Origin of the sequence: Streptomyces sp. TRM68416, assembly GCF_014596915.1 — a bacterium.
Classification (GTDB): domain Bacteria; phylum Actinomycetota; class Actinomycetes; order Streptomycetales; family Streptomycetaceae; genus Streptomyces.
Genome location: NZ_JACVWU010000011.1, coordinates 225226 through 249155, shown reverse-complemented (window position 1 = coordinate 249155; position 23930 = coordinate 225226). Strand labels below are relative to the sequence as shown.

The following is a 23930-nucleotide window of genomic DNA, read 5'->3' as shown; positions in this document are numbered from 1 at the left end:
CCCCCTGAACCCCCGGTGGGGACTGCGTCCCCCGCACCCCTCTCGGGGCCCGGCCCCCATAGACCCTCGGCGGGGCTTGCGCGCCCCGCGCCCATCCTGATGTTCCCCCTTGGGCCCTCGGCGGGGACTGCGTCCCCACCCCCACGCGAGGCCTCGCCCCATGGGCCCAGCGAGGACTACGTCCCCGCCCCCGAGCGGAGCTCGTGCTGGGGGCCTCCTCCGTTCGGCCCATCAGCGTCCGCCTCTCGTCGGTCATCCGCGTCATCGTCGTAGTCGTAAGGGCGACGAGGGAGGTGTCGGGCCGTGTGCGATGCCGTGGGTGGGGCGGTGGCCAGTGGGGTGGGGTTGGGGCGGCGGCGTCGGCGGCGGTGGCGGTGGGGGGTCGGGATCGGGGTGGGCGTGCTGGTCGTGGGGGCGGCCGGGGTCGGGTGGGGCGTGTACGCCAAGCTGGACGGGAACATCACGCCGGATGACGCCGCCGCGGCCGAGCTCGCCCGGTACGAGGGGGAGCGGCCCACCTCGCTGGTCAAAGGGGCGCGGAACATTCTGCTGATCGGGTCCGATTCCCGGGCCGGGGACGGGAACGCGCGGTACGGGCGGGATTCCGGGACCGAGCGGTCCGACACCACGATCCTGTTGCATCTGGCCGCGGGGCGGCGCAGCGCCACCGCCGTGTCGTTGCCGCGGGATCTGATGGTGGACGTGCCGGGGTGTCTGCGGCCGGACGGCAGCCGGACCGAGCCGGTGTTCGCGATGTTCAACTACGCCTTCCAGACGGGCGGTTCGGCCTGCACCATCCGAACCGTCGAGAAACTGACCGACGTTCGCATCGACCACCACATGGTCGTCGACTTCCAGGGGTTCAAGGCGATGGTCGACGCCGTGGACGGCGTTGAGGTGTGCCTGAGCAAGCCGATCGACGACCGGGCCGCCAAGCTCAGGCTTCCCGCTGGCCGCGTGAAGCTCAACGGGGAGCAGGCACTCGGGTACGTGCGGGCCCGCAAGTCGATCGGCAACGGCAGTGACACCGACCGGATGGACCGCCAGCAGCGGTTCCTCGGCGCACTCGTCAACAAGGTGCGCAGCAATGACGTACTGCTGAATCCGGTGAAGCTGTACCCCGTGCTGGATGCCGCGACCTCGTCGCTCACCACCGATCCCGGCCTGGCCAGCTTGCGTGGTTTGTATGAACTCGTCCGAGGAGTGCGCGACATCCCCACCGAACGTGTGCAATTTCTTACCGTGCCCCGGGAGTCGTACGCCTACAACGCCAATCGCGACCAACTCGTGGAGCCCGAGGCGGAGAAACTGTTCGAACGGCTGCGGACCGACGCGCCGGTGGAAGTCGCCGAGGAGGTTCCGCGGGATTCCACCGCAAAGGGGAACCTGGATTCAGACGGGCGTTCGGAGAGGGAAAGCGACACGGAGTCGCGTGATTACTCCGCGTACGACGGCAAGCGCGACTCCGGCTCCTCCCCCGCGCCCACATTCCGCGGAAACACCGCCGCCGAGGACACCTGCGGGTAAAACCCGTACCAAGCCCCCACCAAGCGCGCACGCGCCGTTTCAAGGAAATGGGGCGTATTGACCTGTTGTAGGGGCGTGGAGTTTGTCACCGTCGTCGCTCGGCGCCGAACCGGCCGGATAGTGTGAGCGACCCGGTGCACCCGGACCATGAGGTTCCGTCTCGGGACGTCGTGGGTCGCGCACTGTTTGACCGAGACCCGAGCGCCTTGGAGGGGGAAGGCGCCGCGTGGCCCCGACGGAGGATCGGACAACCGTGGACTCGCAAAGCCGTGGGCGGGCGGAGCACATCGACCCCGCCGACCAGTGGGTACTCAATCCGAACACCGGCGAATACGAGCTGCGACTGACTCCGTCCGCAGCGCAGTCGGCCGTTCCGAGCCCTCGTAGAGCCGCCGGGGCCGGCGCCCGGGCCGCCTCCCCCCGCGCCACCTCTCGGACCGCCTCGCCCGCGTCGCGCACCCGCACGGCCCCCGGTCGCGATGTTCCCGGCCGCGACGTTCCGCCGCCGCGCAGGCGGCGCGGTGTGCCCGAGGAGCCGCTGCCGGGGCGGCGCGGGCGGCGGCCCGTGAAGAAGAAGTCGAAGGTCAAGAAGTTCGTGCTGTGGACCGGCGGGAGCATGGCGTTCCTGCTGATCGCCACCGCCGGGGCCGGGTACCTCTACCTGGAGCACCTCAACAACAACATCGACTCCGTGCCCGAGGACGGCGCCAGCACCGGCGGCTTCCGCAAGGACGAGGCGATCAACATCCTGCTGATCGGCACGGACAAGCGCACGGGCTCGGGCAACGAGGGCTACGGCGACGCCGGCAGCGTCGGGCACGCGGACACCACGATCCTGCTGCACGTCGCCAAGGACCGGTCGAACGCCACCGCGCTGAGCATCCCCCGCGACCTGGTCGTGAACATTCCGGACTGCCCCACGACGCAGGAGGACGGTTCGAAGGAGACGATCCCGGGGTCCAGCGGCGTACGGTTCAACACCAGCCTCGGCCAGGACGGGCGTACGCCCAGCTGCACCATGCGGACCGTGACCGAGCTGACCGGGATCACCCCGGACAACTTCATGGTCGCCGACTTCAACGCGGTCAAGACGCTGACCAGCGCGGTCGGCGGGGTCGAGGTGTGTCTGGCCAAGGACATCGACGATCCGGACTCGCATCTGAAGCTGCCCAAGGGCACGCACACCATCGAGGGCGAGCAGGCGCTGGCGTTCGTGCGGACCCGGCATTCGGTGGGCTTCGGCGGTGACCTGAGCCGGATCGAGTTGCAGCAGCAGTTCCTCAGCTCGCTGATGCGCAAGCTGAAGTCGAACGACACCCTGACCAGCCCGTCGAAGATGATAAAGCTGGCCGAGGCGGGCACCGAGGCGCTCACCGTCGACTCCCAGCTCGACAGCATCGGCAAGCTGAAGGACCTGGGCCTGGAGCTGGGCAAGCTCAACGTCAAGAACCTGACGTTCACCACGGTGCCGGTGATCGACAACCCGGCCGAGACGGTGAAGTCGACGGTCGTCCTCGACGAGGCCGCGGCACCCCAGGTCTTCGACATGATCAGGAACGATGTGTCGTTCACCGAGGTCAAGGCGCAGAAGAAGAAGGAGAAGGCCGCCGTCGCCGCCCGCCTGAAGGGCCCCAAGGCCGACGCCTCCGAGGTGCGCGTGCGCATCCTCAACGGCGGCGCCGAGTCGGGCAGCGCCCAGAACCAGCTGCTGTACCTGCAGAACGACGCGGGCGTCCTGAAGTCGGAGAACGCCGGCAACGCCGACGCCGCCCAGGCGAAGACGACCCTGGAGTACGCCCCGGAACAGGCGGACCAGGCGCGTCGGCTGGCCGCCATCATGGGGCTTTCCGGCGCCGCGCTGAAGCCCGGCAAGAGCGTGACCAACTCCCAGGGCCTGCCCACGATGACGCTGACGCTCGGCAAGGACTTCAAGGGGGCCGGGGTGTCACTGACCGGTTCCTCGGGCAAGACTCCGGAAGGGGTTCGGAAGTCCACCGCGGACAAGGTCGAGTGCGCCGAGTGAGGCACGGACAGCGCACCGGGTGAGGCACGCAGAGCTCACCGAGTGAGGCAAGTAGAGCGCGCCGACCGAGTCAGGGAGAGCGCGTCAAGTGACCCGGCTTGACCGGTCAGTTCATGGAATTGCCACGAATTGACCGGTTGTAAGCATGCCCGATTCGGTTGCCCCAACGTGGAATTTCTCACCGGCATCGCTCGACGGCGAACTGTACGGATAGTGTGAGCGATCCGGTGTATCGGGCCGCGCGGCTAATCCACGCGGCGCTTCCCCACGGAGGATTCGGACAACGGTGGACGCGCAAGAGCGTGGGCGGGCTGAGGACATCGACCCCGCAGACCAGTGGGTGCTCAATCCGAACACCGGCGAATACGAACTGCGACTGCCCGATTCCGTACCGCAGTCGCCCCCGGTGCCGAGTCCGCGTCGCATGGGCGCACCCGGACGTGAAGCCGCTCCCGGACGTGAAGCCGCACCCGGACGTGAGGTCCCGCCGCCGCGCAGACGCCGGGCCGTGCCCGAGGAGCCGCCGCCGGGGCGGCGCGGGCGACGGCCCGGCAAGCCCAAGGCGAAGAAGGCCAAGAAGGCGCTGATGTGGACCGGCGGCACGATGGCGTTCGTCCTCGTCGCCACGGCCGTCGGCGGCTACTTCTACCTCAAGCACCTGGAGGGCAACGTCACGACGACGGACGTCGGTGACGCGGCCGCCAGCAGCTTCCGCAAGGACGAGGCCTTCAACATCCTGATCATCGGCACGGACAAGCGAACCGGCGCGGGCAACGAGGGCTACGGCGACAAGAACAGCGTCGGGCACGCCGACACCACGATCCTGCTGCACGTCGCCAAGGACCGGTCGAACGCCACCGCGCTGAGCATCCCCCGCGACCTCATCGTCGACATCCCGGACTGCGAGACGAAGCAGGAGGACGGCACCACGGAGGTCGTCCCGGGGCTCCAGGGCGTGCGCTTCAACCGCAGCCTCGGCGAGAGCGGGCGTGACCCGGGCTGTGCCATGCGCACGGTGAAGGAGTTCAGCGGCATCGTCCCCGACCACTTCATGATGGTCGACTTCAACGCCGTGAAGACCCTGACGACGGCCGTGGACGGGGTCCCGGTGTGCCTGAACCGTGCCATCTACGACGACAAGTCCAAGCTCGACCTGCCCGCGGGCGAGTCGACGATCGAGGGCGAGCAGGCACTCGCCTTCGTCCGCACCCGCAAGGCCTTCGGCAACAGCAGCGACCTGGACCGGATCAAGGTGCAGCAGCAGTTCCTGGGCTCGCTGATGCGCAAGATGTCCTCCAGCGACACCCTGACCAGCCCCAAGAAGCTGATCAAGCTGGCCGAGGCCGCCACCGAGGCGCTGACCGTGGACAAGGCGATAGGGAAGGTCGGCACGCTCAAGGACATCGCCCTGGAGCTGAAGAAGGTGCCACCGAAGAACATCACCTTCACCACCGTCCCGGTCAAGGACAACCCGGCCGAGGTGATCAAGGCGACCGTCGTGGTCGAGGAGACGACGGCACCCCAGGTCTTCGACATGATCAGGAACGATGTGTCGTTCACCGAGGTCAAGGCGCAGAAGAAGAAGGAGAAGGCCGCCGTCGCCGCCCGCCTGAAGGGCCCCAAGGCCGACGCCTCCGAGGTGCGCGTGCGCATCCTCAACGGCGGCGCCGAGTCGGGCAGCGCCCAGAACCAGCTGCTGTACCTGCAGAACGACGCGGGCGTCCTGAAGTCGGAGAACGCCGGCAACGCCGACGCCGCCCAGGCGAAGACGACCCTGGAGTACGCCCCCGACCAGGCCGACCAGGCCCGCCGGCTGGCCGCCATCATGGGTCTGTCGGGCTCCGCGCTGAAGCCGGGCGAGAGCGTGGAGAACGCCCAGGGGCTGCCCACGATGACCCTCGTCCTGGGCAAGGACTTCCGGGGCGCGGGCGTGAAGCTCAACGCCACGTCGGCCAAGACGCCGGACAGCGTGCAGAAGTCCACGGCGGACAAGGTCCAGTGCGCCGGGTGAGTCGGGGAACCCGGCGGGTGAGTCCGGGAACGCGGCGGGTGAGTCGAGGAACGCGGCGGGTGAGTCGAGGAACGCGGCGGGTGAGTCCGGGAACGCGCCGGGTGCATTGAGGACGCGCCGGGCGGGTTGAGGAACGCAGCGGGTGAGTTGAGAAACGCACCGGGTGAACTGAGGAACACGCCGGGTGAGTTGAGAAAAACAGCGCCACTTTCCGGGCCCCTCGTGCGTCTGACAGGGCGTACGACGGGCCCGCCGTATGGCGCGCGGGTGGCCCTGTTCCTGGGGGCAAGGGTGGGAAGGGCAGGAAAGTGACGCAGAGCAGTGTGCGCGAGGCCGAGCCGGCCGCCGAGGGGGGCAGTACGGCGGCGGCCGACGGCAGGGAGGGCCGCGGTAGGCGCCGCAGAGGCCCGGCGCGGCGCGGGCGCCGGGCGCTGAGATGGACCGCCTCGGTCCTCGCGGTGCTGATATTGGGCACGGCCGGTGCCGGGTACCTCTACTACCGGCATCTCAACGGCAACATCAAGCACGACGCCCTGAACCTCGGCGACGCCAAGATCGCCAAGCCGACGCCGAACGCGGCCGGACAGACCCCGATGAACATCCTGCTCATCGGCTCGGACGCGCGGGACACCGAGGAGAACCAGAAGCTCGGCGGCGCGCGGGAGACGTTCGGCACGCCGGCCCGCGCCGACGTGCAGATGCTGCTGCACCTGTCGGCCGACCGCTCCAACATGTCGGTCATCAGCATGCCGCGCGACACCCTCGTCCAGATCCCCAAGTGCACGGACCCTGACGACAACGAGGTGTACCCGGCGTCCAACGGGCGGGTGGCGACCAACCAGAGCCTGCGCCGCGGCGGTCCGGGCTGCACGGTGGCCACCTGGCAGGAGCTCACCGGCATCCACATCGACCACTTCATCATGGTCGACTTCGCGGGCGTGGTGTCGATGGCGGACGCCGTCGGCGGCGTCCCGGTGTGCGTGGACGCCAACATCGAGTCCCGTGACAGCGAGGGCCACGGCTCGGGGCTGAAGATGAAGAAGGGCACGCACCCGGTCAAGGGCGAGCAGGCCCTGCAGTGGCTGCGCACCCGCTACGGCTTCGAGGACGGCAGTGACCTCGCCCGGGCCAAGGCCCAGCACATGTACATGAGCTCGATGGTGCGGCAGCTGCGTGAGAACGCCACCCTCAGCAACCCGCTGAAGCTGCGCAGGCTGGCCGAGGAGGCCACCGACGCCCTCACGGTCGACCCCGGTCTGGACAACGTCAAGAAGCTCTTCGCCCTCAGCAACGAGCTGCGCAAGGTGAGCCCGAAGCGGATCACCATGGCCACGATGCCGAACCGGTACGTGGGCGTGCAGGTGGAGCCCACCGAGGAGGCCGAGCAGCTCTTCCGGCTGGTGCGCGAGGACATCGCCCTGGACGGCAAGGACAGGAAGAAGCCGGCCGGGGAGAAGCTCTCGGACGACCCGGCCCCGCCGGACGCCGAGATCGCCGTACAGGTGCAGAACGGCACCCGTACCGACACGCTGGGCGCGGCCCAGGGGCGGGCGACCACGGTGACCGGGCTGCTCCAGCAGGAGGGCTTCGCGAAGGCGGTCGCCGACCGGGCCGCGCTCCTCAGCGAGGACCGCACCGTCGTCCGCTACCCGAGCGTCGACCTGGAGGGCGACGCCCAGCGGGTCGCCAAGTCCCTCGGCATTCCACTGAGTTCGGTGAAGCGGTCCACGGAGGTCAGCGGGGTGACGCTCGTCGTCGGCGCGGACTGGCGCGAGGGTACGGCGTACAAGGCGCCCAAGAAGGACGACAAGATGCCCGAGGCCGACAAGGCGCTCAACGGCGCCGACGAGACCGCGTGCATGCACGTGGACCCGGACTTCACCTGGTAGCAGTGAAGGCCGGGCCCCGCCGGGTGCTCAGTTGCTGGTGCTGAGCACCGCGGGCCGCCGGGAGGCGATCACCTTGCGGGCCAGCGAGCGGGGGCTGGTCAGGAAGCCCCAGCCCCAGGACATGTGCATGGTGGCGAGGGCGACGGGGATCTGCAGCCGCGCCTTCAGCGGCAGGCCCTTGCCCGCGGGCAGGGAGCCGAGGACGATCGCCGCGAGGTAGCCGCCGGGGACGACGAAGCCCAGCGGATGCACGGCCGCGCCCACCACCAGGCCCGCCGCGATGGCGCACACCGCGGTCGGCGGGGCGAGGTAGCGCAGGTTGATGGAGCCGGCGTGGTAGCGGGCGACGACGTGCCGCCAGCGGCCGTAGTCCTTGTACTGCTTGGCCAGGGCCCGCACGCTCGGCCGCGGGCGGTACGAGACCTTCAGCTCGGGCGAGAACCAGATGAGGCCGCCCGCTTCCCGGATCCGGAAGTTCAGCTCCCAGTCCTGGGCGCGGATGAACTCCTCGTTGTAGCCGCCCTGCTGCTCCAGCGCCTCACGGCGGAAGACACCGAGGTAGACCGTCTCGGCCTCCCCCGCCTGACCGCCCGTGTGGAAGGCCGCGTTGCCCACGCCGATCTTCGACGTCATCGCGGCGGCGACGGCGTGCTCCCAGTCGTTCTCGCCCTCGGCATGCATGATCCCGCCGACGTTCTGCGCGCCGGTCTCCTCAAGGAGCCGTACGGCGGTCGAGATGTAGTTCGGCGAGAGCATGCCGTGGCCGTCGACGCGGACGACGACCGGATGGCGGGAGGCCTTGATCGCGGCGTTCAGCGCGGCGGGCGTGCGGCCCGAGGGGTTCGGGACGGTGTGGACGCGCTTGGTTTCATTGGGCGCAGTTTCCCGTACGAGCTCGGCGGCGATCTCGTCCGTGCGGTCCGTGGACGGACCGAGGGCGATCACGACCTCCATCTCGCCGGCGTACTCCTGCGCGAGGATCGCTTGGACGGCTCCGCGCAGATGCCGCTCCTCGTTGAGGACGGGCATGATCACAGAAACGGCGGGGAGCTGCACGTCGGGCTTGGCGTTCATAGGGGGCTCACGTTACCGCGAACGGGGGACACCGGTGCGCCCCGCCCGGGGCGGTGCACCGGACCGCAGATCGTATGGGCCTACGGTGCTCAGGATCCCACGTACGGCCCTCGCGGAGGTGTCCCCCATGACCACGCCGCCCCGCTCCCCCTCCCGGCCGCCACAGCGCCGACCGCGGCGTCCCCCCGTACGGCGGAAGAAGCCGCGCTGGGCCATGCGGGCGGTGACCACGCTGTCGGTCGTGGTGCTGGCCTCCGCCGGGATCGGGCACTCGGTCCTGACCGGCCTGGACGCGGACATCGCCCGGGTGGATCCGTTCAAGGACATGAAGAACCGGCCGCGGGCGGGCCACGGCATGAACGTGCTGCTGGTCGGCACCGACGGGCGGGACCGGATCAGCGAGGAGGAGCGGCGGCGGTACCGGCTGGGCGGGGCGCCCTGTCACTGCACGGACACGATCATGATCGTGCACATCTCGGAGGACCGGGAGCGGGCGAGCGTGGTGAGCCTGCCGCGCGACTCGTACGCGATGACCCCGGCGCATCTCGACGAGACCAGCGGCGAGCGGCACCGCGGGCACCCCGTCAAGCTGAACGCGGCGTACGCGGAGGGCGGGCCCCAGCTGACCGTGCGGACGGTGGAGGCCATGACCAAGGTGAAGATCGACCACTACCTGGAGGTCGACTTCACCAGCTTCATGAAGACGGTCGACGTCCTCGGCGGGGTGAAGATCTGCACCACCGAGCCGCTGAAGGACTCCTACACCGGCCTCGACCTGCCGCCCGGGACGCACGAGCTCAAGGGCGGGGAAGCCCTCCAGTACGTCCGCGCACGGCACGTGGACGGCGCCTCCGACCTGGGCCGCATGCAGCGCCAGCAGCGCTTCCTGGCGGCGCTGGTGGACCGGGCCACGTCCTCCGGGATCCTGCTGAACCCGATGAAGTTCCGGGACATCACGCGGGCCGTGCTGGGGTCGGTGCGGGCGGACAAGGGCTTCGGCACCGACGAGCTGCTGGACCTGGGCCGGGCGATGCGGAACTTCTCCCCCTCCTCGTCGGAGTTCACCACCGTGCCGATCGGGCGGATGGGGTACGCCGTCAAGGGCGTCGGCTCCACCCTGAAATGGGACGCGGCGAAGGCGGAACGGCTCTTCGCGGCCCTGCGCGAGGACAAGCCGCTGTCGGTGCGGCGGCCGCGCGGCGGCGAGGCTGTGACGGTGGACGTGGCCCCGCAGCAGATCCGGGTCCAGGTGGAGAACGGCACGGCCACGGCCGGGCTGGGCAAGCGGGTGGACGCGGCACTGGCGTCGACGGGGTTCCGGACCACGCGGATGCCGGTGAACTCGGAGTCCCGCACCGTGCGGCGCACGGTGGTCGCGTACGACCCGCGCTGGGACCGGTCGGCGAAGTCGCTCGCCACGGCCCTGCCGGGCAGTGAGCTGCGGGCGGTGAAGGGGCAGGGGGCGACGCTGAAGGTGATCGCCGGGCAGGACTTCACGCAGGTACGGAAGGTGCGTGCCGTCGATCCGGCGCAGGGGGAGTTCGGGGTGGTGCGGGGGGACGAGGTGGGCTGCCGGTAGGGCAGCGCGTCAACCTGCGGGATCTACACTGCCCCTCGGCGTGCTGCTGGGGGGCAGCCGTCGTACCTGGGGGGAAGCACACGATGGGCACGAAGCAGCAGGACCGCAGAGAGGCGCGCCGGACGGCCCGGCTGGCACGGGAACAGCGCCTCGCGGAGCTACGGCCCTCCCTGCCGCCCGCGCCGGAACCGCTCACCGCGGGCGCGGGCTGGTCCGCCCGGGGCCTCGCCGTGGCGCTCGTCGCCGTCTATCTGCTGGGGGCGAGCCGCCGGACGGGGACGTGACGGCCGGGGACCGGTTCTTCCTGGCGTTCGGCGCGTTCGTCTGGGCCCTCACGGTCGGCCGACTGGCCGCGTGGCACATCGTCGCCGACGCGGACGGCGTACTGCTGCGGCGCGTCCTGCGGGTCCGCCGGCTGCCCTGGGACGACATCCGGGACGTCTGGCTGCGCCGCGACGGAACGCTGGAGTTCTCCGCCGGCACCGACGAACCGGTGATCGCCGGCGGGTTCCTGCCCCCGGTGCTCCACCGCCGTCTGCGCATCCCGACGGCGGGGCAACGGACGGCCGACCACCTGACCCTGATGGCCCGCCACCCCGAACTGCGTCCCGCCCGGGTCGGCGCGGCCGGACCGCCGACGGTGGTGTGGTCGCTCGGGGCGGCGGGGCTGCTGCTGGTGGACTGGTTCTTGGTGGGCTGACTCTTGGTGGGCTGATTCCTGGTGGGCTGACTCTTGGTGGGCTGAGTGGGGGCGTGCGGCGGGAACCGTAGGTTCTGCCGGTGGCGCCGGGGCTCGGACGGGCGTAGGACGGAAGGACGCGGGGTCTCCCCCGGGCCCCGCACGGCCTCCGGGAGGAGCCATGCAGGAGCAGACCGGAACCATGACCGCGATGAGCAAGGAGATGCAGGACTGCGTCGAGGCGTGCATGAACTGCCACAGTGTGTGCGAGGAGACCATGAGCTCCTGCATGCAGATGGGCGGCCAGGCCCAGATGCAGATCATGCGCGCGCTGCTGGACTGCGCCGAGACGACCCGCTGTTGCGCGGACATGATGATGCGCCGCTCGCCCATGTCGGCCGAGATGTGCGCGCTGTGCGCCAAGGCCTGTGAGATGTGTGCCGAGGCGTGTATGTCCATGCCGGACGACGCCCAGATGATGCGCTGCGCCGAGGCGTGCCGCCGCTGCGCGCAGACCTGTCGCACGATGGCCGGCGCCACCATGTGACCGGTGGGCCTTGACCGACGGACCTTGACCGACGGACCTTGGCCCGCGGACCGTGACCGACGGCCGGTCCGCTGGGCTCGCCTCGCGCCCCGCGGACCGGCCCCCGCGCTCAGTTGCCCGAGACGGTGACCTTCTCGTCGTTCTTCAGCTGGCCGACCAGGGTCTTGACCTTCGTCATGTCCCACTGGAGGTTGCCGTTCGCTGTGCTGCCCGCGAGCGGAATGTTCATCGACTTGCCGTCGCCGCCGCTGACGCCCTTCATCGCCCAGAACATGTCGGCCAGGTCGAACAGGCTCATGTCCTTGTCGACGACGAGCGAGTCCAGGCCCGCGCCCATGGTCGGGTACAGCTTGAAGGGGTTGAGCACCGTGCCCGGGGTGGCGACCTGGTTGGCCAGCGCGGAGAGGAACTTCTGCTGGTTCTTCGTGCGGTCCAGGTCGGAGCCGGCCAGCGCGTACCGGGTACGGACGAAGGCGAGGGCCTCCTCGCCGTTCAGGGTCTGCTTGCCCTCCTTCAGGTCGGCACCGGACTTGGAGTCCTTGATGCCGCCCTTCGGGATCTCCATCTCGACGCCGCCGACCGCGTCCACGATGTTCGCGAAACCGGCGAAGCCGATCTCGACGTAGTGGTCGATGTGCAGTCCGGTGTTGTACTCGACCGTGCGCACCAGCAGAGTCGGGCCGTCGATCGAGTAGGCGGCGTTCAGCTTGTTCGCGCCCAGGCCCTCGCGGAGCTTGCCGGACTCCGAGCCCTGGAAGTTCGGGATCGTGACGTTGGAGTCGCGCGGCAGCGAGATCAGCGTCGAGCCGTTGTCGCCGGTGTGCAGGATCATCATCGAGTCCGTGCGCTTGCCCTCGGCGGACCCGGTGTGGAGGTTCTTCTTCTCCTCGTCGGTCATGCCCTCGCGGCTGTCGGAACCGACGATCAGGTAGTTCGTGCCCTTGCCCGCCTCCGGCCGGTCGATCACCTTCGACAGGTCGACGTCACGGTTGAGCTTGGAGTCGGCCCAGAAGTACGTGCCGACGGTGGTCACCACGAGCACGGTCACGACCGTGATCGCGGTCCACTTGATACGGCGCCGCCAGTCCGGCGCGGGACGCGGCTCCCGCATGCCCGTCCCTCCCGAGCCACCGCCGCCCGGGGGCGAGCCGTAGACCTGGCCTGTGTTGTATCCGCTGTCGTAGCCGCCGTGCCCGTCCCGGCCCGCGCCGTCGTACGACGGCTGCGAGGGGACTCCGTACGGGGGTGCCGCCTGACCCGCGCCGGGCGGTGCCGCCGGACCGCGGCGGACCTGCCGCATGACACGGGCGCTCTCGGGCTGTGCGCTCGCGCTGCCGTGTCCGTAGCCGCTGCCGCGGTTGTCGTCGGACCATCCTTCGGGCCAGTTGTTCATGGGCCCCAGTGTGCAGGGCACGGCGGTGTGTCATACAAGGTTCGGCGGGAAATAGGGGCAGGGCTGTTGCCAAGCCGACACAAAAATCCGCCTCTGTGACCTCGGCATAAAGTGGAGGCCATGACAGAACAGGCCTCGGCCGCGGAATCGGACATCCCGGAGATCCCGGGCAAGCCCACCTCCGCCTCGCGCACCACCCTCAGCCACATCATGACGCACAGCGACACCAACCTGCTGGGCACCGTGCACGGCGGCGTGATCATGAAGCTCGTCGACGACGCGGCGGGCGCGGTGGCGGGACGGCACAGCGGCGGACCGGCGGTCACCGCCTCCATGGACGAGATGGTGTTCCTGGAGCCCGTCCGCGTCGGTGACCTCGTCCACGTCAAGGCCCAGGTCAACTGGACCGGCCGCACCTCGATGGAGGTCGGCGTCCGCGTCCTCGCCGAGCGCTGGAACGAGTCCACGCCGCCCACCCAGGTCGGCTCCGCCTACCTGGTCTTCGCCGCGGTCGACGCCGACGGCAAGCCCCGCCGCGTCCCCCCGGTCCTCCCGGAGACGGAACGCGACAAGCGCCGCTACCAGGAGGCCCAGATCCGCCGCACCCACCGCCTGGCGCGACGCCGGGCGATCATGGAACTGCGGGAGAGGCGGGCGGCGGAGGGGATCGAGGACTAGGACCCCACACAGAACAGCCCCCGACATGACGTCGGGGGCCGCTCTCCGTACGATCCCTGCTACGGCAGGTTCCGCGCCATCACGATGCGCTGGACCTGGGTCGTGCCCTCGTAGATCTGCGTGCTTTACAGGTCATACGGCTCTGACCTGCACGGACACCCCTCTCGGCATAGCCCTCCCCAGCATTTCCCCATGATCCTCAGGAGTCTGCCCAGGTCGGCGGGATGCTGGCGGCAGCCTCCCCGACCGGCCGGAGGAGCGGCGGGCTCCGGGGAGGTTACGCGGTTTCCCGTTCCGTCAACCGTGATCGCTTGACCCGCGCGCCCTGGCCTCGGGAGCATCAACCCAGATGCGGGGTACTGGCAGCAGCACGGGAGGGGAACCCGGACCATGAAGGTCACCAAGCTGGTCAGCACATGCGACATCACGGACTGCCCGACGATCTACGCGACGGATCGCGGCACGCTCTTGGTCCAGGGGGAGACTCCGACCGACCACGGGCTTCAGATTCCCGCTCATGAAACCCTGGTCGAGATCCCGATGGAACTGATCCAGAAGGCCATCCGTGACAACCTCATCTAGGACCCTCGGCGACCTCTTCGACATGTTCCAGCGTGAGGCGTTCCGGCTCGAAACCCTCGACGACTACAGCAAGTCGGGGAACGTCGATGCCTATCACGCGTTCCTGGCCGGGGAGCCGCAGCCGGACGACTACAACGCGGGCTGGGTCGAACAACTCCGCTCACACACCGGAAAAGGGAAACGGGTCTACCGGGTTCACATTCTGCGCCGCCCGCTCACGGACTATCTCAGGTTCGAACTCGGGTGGGGGTACCAGAAGAACATGTCTGGGGGTGAGGAGTTCTTCATTCTGGACGTCACCAACAGGCCGAACCCCCTACAGAACGTACCTGACTTCTGGCTCTTCGACTCCGAGTCCGTGGCCGTGATGAACTATGACGGCGCCGGAAAGTACCTGGGCTCGGAAGTGCTGTCATCGGAACGAACGGCGGAGTTCGCCGCGCACCGTGACGCGGCACTCACCCACGCGGAACCGTTCACGGAATGGTGGGCCAAGTACGGAGCGTGAACAGGGCACAGTTGGGGGCCGCGCTGCGGGCACTGCGTCAGGCATCCGGGAAGGAAGCCAAAGCGGTCGCCCGCGGCGCTCTCATGTCTCCGTCCAAGCTCTCCAAGATCGAGAATGCGAAGCTGGCGCCCAGCGCGACGGACGTCGAGCGCATCCTGATTGCCATCGGCGTGTCCGAGGAGATCAAGGCCGAGTACACCGATGCGGCTCGGACGGCCGGCACCGAGACGACCGAGTGGCGGCTGTTGAAACGGGTGGGAGTCCATAAGGGCCAGCAGGAGGTCAAGGCTCTTGAAGCCCAGATGTCAGTGCTGCGGATGTTCCAACCGGCTCTGGTTCCGGGTCTGCTCCAGACTCCCGAGTACATTCGGGCCGTTCTGCAACGTCACAGCCTGAGTGAAGACACTCTCAACCGCACCGTCAGCGGCCGCTTGGAACGCCAAGCAATCCTCTACGACAGCACGAAGTCATTGCGGTTCATCATCACGGAACCCGTTCTGCGGTGGCGGCTCGTCCCGCCGTCGATGATGGCTGCGCAGCTGGACCGGATTGTTTCGATGTCGCGTCTGTCTCACATCGACATCCGAGTAATCCCGTTGAGCGTTCAGCAGCATGACGTCGCGAACCACTCGTTCGCGATCCGGGACAACCGTATGGTCACTGTCGAGACGGTCCATGCCGAGGTGCTCGTCACCGATCCCAGGGACGTAGAAATCTACGTAGAGAAATTCCACGGGTTCGAACGGGTGGCGCTGTCCGGTGACGGCATGCGGGGCCTGGTCGAAGGTATCCGCGACGACTTTTTGCGGGAACAGGAAACAGGCTAGAGCCGCATCTGTAGCCCGCCGAAGATGGCGTCATGGAGAGCGAAGAGAGAACTTCCGATCCTGGACCCCACACGACAGCACGGACGTGCCTGTCGGAGTCACCTCGCGAGCCGTCACCCAAACCCGGTTGCGCTGACTGCCTGTCCATATCGGTAGCCCGCGAGAACGCCCGCTCCACGTTCGACTACAGCGCCGTATCCGACGCCAACGTACGGATGCGCCAGCACCACGCAGAAGCGCACGCGTCATGAGCAAGGGAACGGGCTCAAGGCTCTTCGCCGACCGCCCCCTGATGACCATGCGGGTCTCTCGCGACTCAGGGCAGACCTGGGGGCCGGAGCAAGCCGTGGCCACGACGGACGATCTTCCGCCCCTGCTCACGAGTGCTTGGCCGCCATGCGAGTGCTGGCGCTGCACGGAACGCGGCCAAGGTTCCGGACGCTGAAGTCTCTCCCTCTCCTCCCTTGAACTCCCGCCCGGAATGGGCGGCGGCGGTCAGCCATGGCCGCGATTAGTTGAGCAGGAAGGTGCAGTAATGCTGAACGGAACCGACCTGTACGGGCTCGACATCGACGGGGCCTCGTTCGTGAAGGCGTGCGGCGGCCCCTGTACCGAGGGGTGCGTGACCCTGGCCCGGATCGGCGACGACGCCTGGGCCCTCGGCGACAGCAAGCGGCCGGACGCGCAGCCGCTGCGGTTCACCACGGAGGAACTGAACGCGGCCGGGATCGACCCGGCGCGGTTCGGCCTCAACGTCTGATCTTCCCTCTCCGTCAGCCGGGCCGGGTCCATCCCCCGTCCCTGGGCCCTGCCCGGCTGGCACTTCTCGAAACGGGAACGACTCGTGCACCACCACGGCTATCTGTGGAGCGGCTTGAAGGAGCGTTTCGACAATGAGGCGCTGAGGCGGCCTCCCTACCCCGTCCCTCCGCTGCTGCCTGAGCCCGGGGACCACAAGGCGGTGAAGGTATACCAGCGCTATCGGGAGGTAGCGGCCGAGTTCCCCACGTCGGATCTGCCGCCGCTGGAATCGGCGTACTGGCTCATGAAGCCGGGTTCCTTGGTTCAGGGCACATGGGGTGACGCGAAGGAGGCGGCGGCCTGGCTCGGCGAGCGTCTGACCGAGTTCGCGCCCCGGTTCGCGGCGGAGCGGGATCGTGACACCACGCGTCTCGCCCAGGTGGTGAGCACAGCGGCCGAACGGCTGCACACGGGCGCTGATGTGTCGTACGGCTTCTATCTCGAACGCCCCTCGTATCTGTCCATGGCGGTCGTGACGTGCTCGCCGAATCGTTCGAGCCCTGAACTGCCCTGCCCCATCCGGTAGCCGAAGCAACAAAGAAGCCCCGACCTGCGTGGCCGGGGCTTTGGTTGGGTTTGTTAGAGCAGTGCGCGGAAGGGGTTGGAGTCGGCGAGCGGTTCCGGCCGCTTCGGTTGAGGCGCGGGCTCGGGGGCCTGCTTCGGTTCCGGGCGGTAGGCGTCCATCGAAACGACCTTGGCTCCATTCCCATGCGTTTCTGCCCGCTGGCCGGCCGCAACCACCTCCGGTTTCATGCGCTCTGTGTCACGGGCACTGTCGACCGCGAGCGAGAACACAACGGCCGGACGGCCGACGCTCTGCCGTTCTTCGGTCACGACGATTCCGGGCAGTGCCCTGACCTCAGCGGCGGACGCTCCGACGTAGGGCAGAACTTGGGATGACCAGGCGGAGCCGCCGAACCGTTCCAGTCGGGCCCGTACCTTCTCCGCGAGGCTGAGCGGCTGACGCTTGCCGGGCTTGCTCCCGCTTCCGGTTGCGATGACCTCCACGGTGTTCATGGCGTGGGTGACCAGAGAGGCCGCCGCGTGCAGATCATCGGGGGTGATCTGGGAGCGCAGATCGAAGAGCGCGAACAGGGCGGCGATACGGCGTACTTGTTCGTTGCAGCGGGCAGCGAACGGCTTCAGTTCCTCGGACTCACGGGCTTTGCTCAACAGGTCGTGTCGGATGGTGTCGGCCACGTCGTAAGCGTCCTCAGACAGAGTGACCATGCTGGCCCGTTGTCCGAACCGGACGGCCCGCGCGAAGAGTTCGCCTGCCTCCGGGATCAGATGCGCGGGCATCCGCTCCCGCTCGCTGAGCCATCCAACCTGAGACACGGGCAGGATCAGCAGCCTGTTGTACGAGCCGCCATCTCTGTCGGTTCCGGTGAGGTTGGCCCGGAACTCCTCCGGGGTGATGTGGCCCATGATCGAGACTCGGGGAGCGTCGACCTGGACGGGGTCTTTCGCCCTGGACGTGGCCACGGGGGCGCCATCCCAGAGGTCTCGGAGTACCTGAGAGAGGTTGGCCTGTCGGCGTCCGGCCCGCAGCACACGGGCGTACTCCGTATCGATGATCAGCGCGTGTTCATCACAGTCGGCCACGGCTTGGATGAGTCCGGCGCCGCCCACCACTCCATGGATGACGTTTCCCGACATGAAGGTGCGGTTGGCGTCCCTGGCAATGGCCTCTGCGATGCCCCACGACTGGCCCTTGCCCTCACCGGTGCCCCCGCACAGAAGCACGTGGAGCATGAGCGGCATGGAGCCGGAACCGCGCTGCACACGAGTCTCAGGGAGCATGGCGGAGAAGGCACACAGCAGACCCCCGAGCAAGCCGACCGGGGACCACTCGACATGCGGAGCCAGGGAGGCGACCACGGCCCGGAGCCGTCCCGTGGCCATGGTGGATACGTCGGGCGTGCTCACGCTGCTGCCTCCAAGAGGGAAGGGTGATGATGGGCCGGGGTGGCGTGCCGGTAACGGCCGTCGTCCTTCACCCGGGCATCTGGATCATTTGAAGTCGGCAGACACAGCGGGAGTGCCTCACCGCCATCGGAAGGGATCACCACGACCCGCGCACGGGCCGTCACGCTGCTGCCCACGTCCGCCGCACGGATTGCGGCCCGAAGAGTGAACAGGTCTTCGGAGACGATCCCGGTGCGCTGCTTGCCGTTGGGAGACGTCCAGGACACCCAGGAACCGGGGCCGTAGTCGACCCTGCTGACCTTGCTTCCGGACTTCGGTCCGGGGGTGTGCTTCTCTTGTGAGTCAGAGAACCACAGTGCCACTGTTCGCCGGTCATCTTCCGTCGAATAGACGATGTCCCGGTGAACGTCTTTCTCCGTTTCCTGCTTGGTGTCGTACTGCTTGGGAAGTTCTGCGAACTTCCGCACCTCCTCCACGAATGCCCCTCCCCGCCACGCGATATCAAGCGCATCGGCCCTTTCCGGCTGCTTCCTCGATGGCAACCCTTGCCGCTTCCTGGCGCGCGAAATTGAGCGATTCTGGTTGTCACGCTTCAGCCTGCACTGCGAGTGATCCGGGTTCGTTGCCGGGTTGCGCCCACTCCTGCCAAGCGGACGGTGATAGGTCCACGGCTCACGGCATGTCGAGCAAATCAACTCAACCAGCTTCACGGCTGCGTTCGTCAATCACTTCTCCGGAAACAAAAAGGCCCCCGAGTCGCCTCGGAGGCTTCGCAGACGGTGGATGGGGTGAGTGTCCGGGGGCTCAGGCCGCCGTCCCTTCGTCCAACCACTTGTCGAGGTCGCTCGGTCGGCAAGGCAATGCCTGGCCCACCTTGCGGAACGGAATCCCTTCCCGCTGCCAATTTCCGTAGACCCACGAACGGGGCTTGTTCAGGTATTCGGCAACCTCATCCACGGTCATCAGCTTCGTGCGCATAGGTCCCCCTAAAAGCAAAGCCCCCAGTTGCCTGGGGGCTCATTAAGCACTGCTTCAGTAGTAGCGGACGTCAGTTCTGCTCGTCATCAGAATTAACGAAGGCCGCGAGGACCTCCGTGGTCTTCTCAGTAAGTTCACCGCCAGCCTTGCCCGCAACTGTGGTCAGGTAGCCCTCTCTTCGCGCGCGCTTGAGATGGTCCTTAACAGTCTCGGGACGGCGGCCGATAAGTCGGGCCAGCCACGGAACAGGAGCTGGAGCGCCCAAGTCGGCCATGGTCTTGTAGGTCGAAGCCAGCATGGCCAAGTACGGCTCTGACACACCTTCGTTGGTCAGCAACAGGCCCGCTGCAGCCCCCGCTTCCTCGACCTTCGCCGTCACCTCCTCCATGCCTTGCCGAAGCTCAGGCGCCTTCTCTGCCAGCTTCATGGCCGCCGCAAGGTCGAGCCTCCGCAGAACAGTCGTGGAGATCCCACGCGCCACGTCACGCGTGGCGGAGCCCTCCGCCGCCTCGACAGTGATCCGCTGCGGCCCTCCGGTGATCGGTCCCGTCGGCCACCACATGCGGATCACCCAAGCCCCTTGCTCCTGGGTGATCTCGAACCCGCCCTCATTCGCTTCCACGCTTTCGAACGTACCACACAGGGTGAACCACCCTGTGTTGACAACCCAGGGTGGACCATGCGCAGACTGGATCACGCCGGGCAACCGGCACGACGCCGGGCCGTCCGTGCGTCATCGACAGAGGGGGGCCGCCTCAGTGGCAAGGGCATGGGTCGCGCGATCCAAGGACGACCCGAAGAAGTGGACGACGTTCTGGTACGACCCTGACGGGAAGCAACGGCAGAAGACGTTCGCCACCAAGACGCGGGCAGACGACCAGCGCAAGCTCAAGGAACAGGAACTCGACGCCGGAACGTACCTCGACGATCGGTTGGGCAAGCAGCCGGTGACGGCCGTCTGGGAACAGTGGACCAATCAAAGGAAGCTGGAGAACAGCACCAAGAAGCAGTACCGATCCATCCTCAACACGACCATTGAGCCATTCTTCAAAGCCCGTTCGATCGTGTCCCTGAAGGTTGCCGACGTTGAGCAGTGGCTCTTGTGGATGGAGCGGGACCGGAAGCTTTCGGCCCGCACACGACGCCAGCGGTTCTCGTTCTTCTCCGGGATGATGGACTGGGCTGTCGTCAACGAGATCATCGGTCGGAACCCGTGCAAGAAGGTCAAGGGCGCGGGCAGCCGCGCCAAGGAGATCCGGGAGCACAAGAGCACCGCCCGGCGACTCACGACGCGGGAAGTCCTGGCGATGCTCGATGCCGCTCCTCCGCGATACCGCGCGATGCTGTGGCTCATGGCCGGGTGCGGCCTGCGGCTGGGTGAGGCCATGGCGGTATCCCGCGATCAGATCGACTTCAAGGCCGAGACGCTTCGCGTCGACTTCCAGATTGCGGAGGACGGAGACACCGAGTCCGGGAAGAACAGCGCGATCCAGCGTCGGCACATCAAGGCTCGTGACGAAGGCGAGCCAGGGCGCACGGTCCCCCTCCCGCCGAACGTCGCCTTCGAGCTTCGACGGCACATCAAGAACCAAGGCGTATGGGGGCCGGAGCGGCTTCTCTTCCCCAACGTGACGCGGACCGGCTACCTCTACGCGTCGTACTTCTACCCGAAGATCTGGATGGAGGCCCTGGGCAAGGGACAGGTGAAGTACTGCAAGGCCCACTCACTCCGGCACTACTACGGGTCGCGGCTGCTGTACGCCGGAGTCCCCGAGAACGACGTGGCCGACTGGATGGGCCACAGCAGGACGGACGTACTGCGGGAGCACTACCACTACATCTTCGAAGGGGCCGAGCAGCGCGGCCGGGCCGCTATCGCAACGATGCTGACGCCCGGCGCCGACGACCCTACGGAGGCGTCAGTGGTCGCCTGATCCGCATACGACAACAGCCCCCGGCATCACGCCGGGGGCTGCGTTGTTTGTGCAGGTCAGCGGCCGTTTCCGGCCCGGCATCCGCCCAGGATTCCCCCAGCATGACGCCCAGGAACGGCCCTGATCGGGCCGCAACGGACAGGAAGCCAAAGCGGCCCTCTCGGACCCTCGAAACAGCCCCTGACCTGCAAAAACCCTGCTAGGGAAGGTTCCTTGCCATCACGATGCGCTGGACCTGGTTCGTGCCCTCATAAATCTGCGTAATCTTCGCGTCGCGCATCATGCGCTCCAGCGGGTAGTCGCGGGTGTAGCCGTAGCCGCCGAGGAGCTGGACGGCGTCGGTGGTGGCTTCCATGGCGACGTCGGAGGCGAAGCACTTGGCGGCCGCGCCGAGGTAGGTGAGGTCGGCGTCACCGCGCTCGGAGGCGGCGGCGGCCTGGTAGGTCAGGGCGCGGGCGGCCGAGATCTTCATGGCCATGTCGGCGAGCATGAACTGGATGCCCTGGAAGTCGCCGATCGGCTTGCCGAACTGCTTGCGCTCCTGGACGTAGCCCTTGGCGTAGTCGAGGGCGCCCTGGGCGATGCCGAGGGCCTGGGCCGCAATGGTGATGCGGGTGTGGTCCAGGGTCTTCATCGCGGTGGCGAAGCCGGTGCCCTCCTCGCCGATCATGCGGTCGGCGGGGATGCGGACGTTGTCGAGGTAGACCTCGCGGGTCGGGGAGCCCTTGATGCCGAGCTTCTTCTCCGGGGCGCCGAAGGAGACGCCCTCGTCCGACTTCTCGACGACGAAGGCCGAGATGCCCTTCGAGCGCTTGGACGGGTCCGTGACCGCCATCACCGTGTAGTACTCGGAGACGCCCGCGTTGGTGATCCAGCGCTTCACGCCGTTGAGGACGTAGTGGTCGCCGTCGCGGACCGCCTTGGTCTTCATGCCGGCCGCGTCGGAGCCCGCGTCCGGCTCGGAGAGGCAGTACGAGAACATCGCGTCGCCCTTGGCGAGCGGGGTCATGTACTTCTTCTTCAGCTCCTCGGAGCCGGAGAGGATGACGGGCAGCGAGCCCAGCTTGTTCACGGCCGGGATGAGGGAGGAGGACGCGCAGACGCGCGAGACCTCCTCGATCACGATCACGGTGGCCAGCGCGTCGGCACCGGCGCCGCCGAACTCCTCGGGCACGTGCACGGCGTGCAGGTCGTTGGCGACCAGGGCGTCCAGCGCCTCCTGCGGGAAGCGGGCCTCCTCGTCCACCGCGGCGGCGTACGGCGCGATCTTCGCCTCGGCCAGCGAGCGGACGGCGTCACGGAGCATGTCGTGCTCCTCGGACGGGCGGTACAGGTCGAAGTCAGCCGATCCGGCCAAGGTCTCTCACGCTCCAAAGACGCTGCGATGCCTGTGCTAATTACCGTTAAGTAACTCAAATTTTAGGGGCCTGCTCACGCAAGTGATACGTGAGCTTGGCGACAGGGGGAAAAGTGCCCGGTGGGGCGCGTTCCCATGCCCCGACTATGCTCGGGCAGCGCACCGCCGCCGCCCCACCCCAATGGAGTCCCCCATGGCCCTGAAGATCACCGTGATCGGCACCGGCTACCTCGGCGCCACGCACGCCGCGGCCATGGCCGAGCTCGGTTTCGAGGTCCTGGGCCTGGACGTCGTGCCCGAGAAGATCGAGATGCTCCAGCAGGGCCGGGTCCCGATGTACGAGCCCGGTCTCGAGGAACTGCTCCACAAGCACGTGGCGGGCATCGAGGGCTCCACCGGGCGGCTGCGCTTCACGATGGACTGGGCCGAGGTCGGGGCCTTCGGCGACGTGCACTTCGTGTGCGTGAACACTCCGCAGCGGCACGGCGAGTACGCCTGCGACATGTCGTACGTCGAGAGCGCCTTCGAACTCCTCGCCCCGCACCTGACCCGCCCCGCCCTGGTCGTCGGCAAGTCCACCGTCCCCGTCGGCTCCGCCGACCGCCTCGCCGCCTACCTCGCCGCGCACGCGCCGGCCGGGCAGGACGCCGAGCTGGCCTGGAACCCGGAGTTCCTGCGCGAGGGCTTCGCCGTCGGCGACACCCTGCACCCCGACCGGATCGTGGCGGGCGTGCGCAGCGAGCGGGCGGAGAAGCTGCTGCGCGAGGTGTACGCCACGCCGCTCGCGGAGGGGACGCCCTTCGTCGTCACCGACTTCCCCACCGCCGAGCTGGTGAAGACCTCCGCGAACTCCTTCCTCGCCACCAAGATCTCCTTCATCAACGCGATGGCGGAGATGTGCGAGGCCGCGGGCGGCGACGTCGCCCGGCTGGCGGAGGCGATCGGCTACGACGACCGGATCGGCCGGAAGTTCCTGCGCGCCGGCATCGGCTTCGGCGGCGGCTGCCTGCCGAAGGACATCCGCGCCTTCATGGCCCGCGCCGGTGAGCTGGGCGCCGACCAGGCGCTGACCTTCCTGCGCGAGATCGACTCGATCAACATGCGCCAGCGCGGCCAGATGGTGGAGCTGGCGCGGGAGGCGCTGGGCGGGGGGCCGTTCCTCGGCAAGCGGGTGGCGGTCCTCGGCGCGACCTTCAAGCCCGACTCGGACGACGTCCGGGACTCGCCTGCGCTGAACGTCGCCGGGCAGATCCACCTCCAGGGCGGCCAGGTGACCGTCTACGACCCGAAGGGCATGGACAACGCCCGCCGCCTCTTCCCGACCCTCGGCTACGCCGACTCCGCCGAGGCGGCCGTACGCGGCGCCGACGCCGTACTCCACCTGACGGAGTGGCGGGAGTTCCGCGAGCTGGACCCCGCGGCCCTCGGTGAACTCACGGCCACCCGCCTCATCCTCGACGGCCGCAACGCCCTCGACCCGGAACTGTGGCGCAAGGCGGGCTGGACGTACCGGGCGATGGGCCGCCCGAACGCGTAACGCCGGGCTGTCAGCGCCCCGCCAGGGGCGCGGGGAACTGCGCAACCAGCCCCCACAATCCCGCAGACGCAGACGGC

23 protein-coding genes are annotated in these 23930 nt (G+C 68.2%); 16 read left to right on the top strand and 7 right to left on the bottom strand.

All coding sequences use genetic code 11. The features are described from left to right. The first annotated feature begins 339 nt into the window (after window positions 1-339). The 4 genes from ICC28_RS19750 to ICC28_RS19735 all read left to right on the top strand — a co-directional run bounded on the left by ICC28_RS19750 (window position 340) and on the right by ICC28_RS19735 (window position 7450). Window positions 340-1527: an LCP family protein gene (locus ICC28_RS19750; protein WP_411158611.1), complete on the top strand. Its 1188-nt coding sequence runs from the start codon at window positions 340-342 to the stop codon at window positions 1525-1527. 253 nt (window positions 1528-1780) lie between these two features. Continuing rightward, window positions 1781-3550 carry an LCP family protein gene (locus ICC28_RS19745; RefSeq protein WP_188289941.1) on the top strand — a complete coding sequence of 590 codons (1770 nt, stop codon included), beginning with the start codon at window positions 1781-1783 and terminating at the stop codon, window positions 3548-3550. A gap of 286 nt (window positions 3551-3836) precedes the next feature. Beyond that, window positions 3837-5561 (top strand): LCP family protein, encoded by a 1725-nt coding sequence (locus ICC28_RS19740; RefSeq protein ID WP_188289940.1) that lies wholly within the window; start codon window positions 3837-3839, stop codon window positions 5559-5561. Window positions 5562-5869: 308 nt separating this feature from the next. After that, on the top strand, window positions 5870-7450 hold the full coding sequence (locus ICC28_RS19735) for an LCP family protein (RefSeq protein WP_188289939.1): 1581 nt from the start codon (window positions 5870-5872) through the stop codon (window positions 7448-7450). A 27-nt stretch (window positions 7451-7477) separates the two neighbouring features. Here ICC28_RS19735 and ICC28_RS19730 read toward each other — a convergent pair whose 3' ends face one another. Continuing rightward, a complete protein-coding gene (locus ICC28_RS19730) occupies window positions 7478-8524 on the bottom strand; it encodes a glycosyltransferase family 2 protein (RefSeq protein WP_188289938.1) in 1047 nt (348 codons plus the stop codon). Between the two features lie 127 nt (window positions 8525-8651). Between ICC28_RS19730 and ICC28_RS19725 the strand changes: the two genes are divergently transcribed. From ICC28_RS19725 to ICC28_RS19710, 4 genes are all read left to right on the top strand, one after another. Then, on the top strand, window positions 8652-10103 hold the full coding sequence (locus tag ICC28_RS19725) for an LCP family protein (protein ID WP_188289937.1): 1452 nt from the start codon (window positions 8652-8654) through the stop codon (window positions 10101-10103). A gap of 83 nt (window positions 10104-10186) precedes the next feature. Beyond that, window positions 10187-10387 carry a hypothetical protein gene (locus ICC28_RS19720; protein ID WP_188289936.1) on the top strand — a complete coding sequence of 67 codons (201 nt, stop codon included), beginning with the start codon at window positions 10187-10189 and terminating at the stop codon, window positions 10385-10387. Further along, entirely contained in the window at window positions 10384-10803 is a 420-nt protein-coding gene (locus tag ICC28_RS19715; protein WP_188289935.1) for a PH domain-containing protein, read from the top strand. Before ICC28_RS19720 ends, ICC28_RS19715 begins: the two co-directional genes overlap by 4 nt. Window positions 10804-10963: 160 nt before the next feature. Further along, window positions 10964-11329, top strand: coding sequence for a four-helix bundle copper-binding protein (locus ICC28_RS19710; protein WP_188289934.1), 366 nt, complete (start codon window positions 10964-10966; stop codon window positions 11327-11329). Window positions 11330-11438: 109 nt separating this feature from the next. Here the strand turns inward: ICC28_RS19710 and ICC28_RS19705 are convergent, their stop codons facing one another. After that, complete coding sequence (locus ICC28_RS19705) at window positions 11439-12722, bottom strand: LCP family protein (protein ID WP_188289933.1); 1284 nt, start codon at window positions 12720-12722, stop codon at window positions 11439-11441. Between the two features lie 120 nt (window positions 12723-12842). Here ICC28_RS19705 and ICC28_RS19700 point away from each other — a divergent pair, with 120 nt between their 5' ends. The 6 genes from ICC28_RS19700 to ICC28_RS19675 all read left to right on the top strand — a co-directional run bounded on the left by ICC28_RS19700 (window position 12843) and on the right by ICC28_RS19675 (window position 16644). Continuing rightward, a complete protein-coding gene (locus tag ICC28_RS19700; protein WP_188289932.1) occupies window positions 12843-13400 on the top strand; it encodes an acyl-CoA thioesterase in 558 nt (185 codons plus the stop codon). Window positions 13401-13790: 390 nt separating this feature from the next. Continuing rightward, window positions 13791-13982: a hypothetical protein gene (locus tag ICC28_RS19695; protein ID WP_093723946.1), complete on the top strand. Its 192-nt coding sequence runs from the start codon at window positions 13791-13793 to the stop codon at window positions 13980-13982. Continuing rightward, entirely contained in the window at window positions 13966-14490 is a 525-nt protein-coding gene (locus ICC28_RS19690; protein ID WP_188289931.1) for a DUF6879 family protein, read from the top strand. The genes ICC28_RS19695 and ICC28_RS19690 overlap by 17 nt, the downstream gene beginning before the upstream one ends. Beyond that, the gene (locus ICC28_RS19685) at window positions 14487-15317 is read left to right on the top strand and encodes a helix-turn-helix transcriptional regulator (protein ID WP_317454045.1); all 831 of its coding nucleotides are present in this window, start codon (window positions 14487-14489) and stop codon (window positions 15315-15317) included. Before ICC28_RS19690 ends, ICC28_RS19685 begins: the two co-directional genes overlap by 4 nt. Window positions 15318-15852: 535 nt before the next feature. Next, entirely contained in the window at window positions 15853-16077 is a 225-nt protein-coding gene (locus ICC28_RS19680; protein ID WP_188289929.1) for a DUF397 domain-containing protein, read from the top strand. A gap of 84 nt (window positions 16078-16161) precedes the next feature. After that, a complete protein-coding gene (locus tag ICC28_RS19675) occupies window positions 16162-16644 on the top strand; it encodes a hypothetical protein (RefSeq protein WP_188289928.1) in 483 nt (160 codons plus the stop codon). Between the two features lie 53 nt (window positions 16645-16697). Here ICC28_RS19675 and ICC28_RS19670 read toward each other — a convergent pair whose 3' ends face one another. The 4 genes from ICC28_RS19670 to ICC28_RS19655 form a co-directional block, all read right to left on the bottom strand. Beyond that, on the bottom strand, window positions 16698-18047 hold the full coding sequence (locus ICC28_RS19670) for a DUF3987 domain-containing protein (protein ID WP_188289927.1): 1350 nt from the start codon (window positions 18045-18047) through the stop codon (window positions 16698-16700). Next, entirely contained in the window at window positions 18044-18757 is a 714-nt protein-coding gene (locus ICC28_RS40640; protein ID WP_223189091.1) for a hypothetical protein, read from the bottom strand. The genes ICC28_RS19670 and ICC28_RS40640 overlap by 4 nt, the downstream gene beginning before the upstream one ends. Window positions 18758-18851: 94 nt before the next feature. Then, window positions 18852-19025 carry a helix-turn-helix domain-containing protein gene (locus tag ICC28_RS19660; protein WP_223189090.1) on the bottom strand — a complete coding sequence of 58 codons (174 nt, stop codon included), beginning with the start codon at window positions 19023-19025 and terminating at the stop codon, window positions 18852-18854. Between the two features lie 70 nt (window positions 19026-19095). Next, window positions 19096-19647, bottom strand: a complete 552-nt coding sequence (locus tag ICC28_RS19655; protein WP_188289926.1) for a hypothetical protein — start codon at window positions 19645-19647, stop codon at window positions 19096-19098. 136 nt (window positions 19648-19783) lie between these two features. Between ICC28_RS19655 and ICC28_RS19650 the strand changes: the two genes are divergently transcribed. Next, window positions 19784-20959, top strand: a complete 1176-nt coding sequence (locus tag ICC28_RS19650) for a tyrosine-type recombinase/integrase (protein ID WP_188289925.1) — start codon at window positions 19784-19786, stop codon at window positions 20957-20959. A 199-nt stretch (window positions 20960-21158) separates the two neighbouring features. On the opposite strand, the gene ICC28_RS19645 is transcribed toward ICC28_RS19650, so the two are convergent. Next, on the bottom strand, window positions 21159-22316 hold the full coding sequence (locus tag ICC28_RS19645) for an acyl-CoA dehydrogenase (RefSeq protein WP_262928481.1): 1158 nt from the start codon (window positions 22314-22316) through the stop codon (window positions 21159-21161). 193 nt (window positions 22317-22509) lie between these two features. Between ICC28_RS19645 and ICC28_RS19640 the strand changes: the two genes are divergently transcribed. Then, entirely contained in the window at window positions 22510-23853 is a 1344-nt protein-coding gene (locus ICC28_RS19640) for a UDP-glucose dehydrogenase family protein (protein WP_188289924.1), read from the top strand. The last annotated feature ends 77 nt before the right edge of the window (window positions 23854-23930 follow it).

Excerpts from the sequence above, each read along its gene's own strand:
- ICC28_RS19640 (WP_188289924.1), top strand. The coding sequence starts at position 22,510 with ATGGCCCTGAAGATCACCGTGATCGGCACCGGCTACCTCGGCGCCACG.
- ICC28_RS19680 (WP_188289929.1), top strand. The coding sequence starts at position 15,853 with ATGCTGAACGGAACCGACCTGTACGGGCTCGACATCGACGGGGCCTCG.
- ICC28_RS19725 (WP_188289937.1), top strand. The coding sequence starts at position 8,652 with ATGACCACGCCGCCCCGCTCCCCCTCCCGGCCGCCACAGCGCCGACCG.
- ICC28_RS19710 (WP_188289934.1), top strand. The coding sequence starts at position 10,964 with ATGCAGGAGCAGACCGGAACCATGACCGCGATGAGCAAGGAGATGCAG.
- ICC28_RS19705 (WP_188289933.1), bottom strand. The coding sequence starts at position 12,722 with ATGAACAACTGGCCCGAAGGATGGTCCGACGACAACCGCGGCAGCGGC.
- ICC28_RS19700 (WP_188289932.1), top strand. The coding sequence starts at position 12,843 with ATGACAGAACAGGCCTCGGCCGCGGAATCGGACATCCCGGAGATCCCG.
- ICC28_RS19695 (WP_093723946.1), top strand. The coding sequence starts at position 13,791 with ATGAAGGTCACCAAGCTGGTCAGCACATGCGACATCACGGACTGCCCG.
- ICC28_RS19660 (WP_223189090.1), bottom strand. The coding sequence starts at position 19,025 with ATGCGCACGAAGCTGATGACCGTGGATGAGGTTGCCGAATACCTGAAC.
- ICC28_RS19720 (WP_188289936.1), top strand. The coding sequence starts at position 10,187 with ATGGGCACGAAGCAGCAGGACCGCAGAGAGGCGCGCCGGACGGCCCGG.
- ICC28_RS19730 (WP_188289938.1), bottom strand. The coding sequence starts at position 8,524 with ATGAACGCCAAGCCCGACGTGCAGCTCCCCGCCGTTTCTGTGATCATG.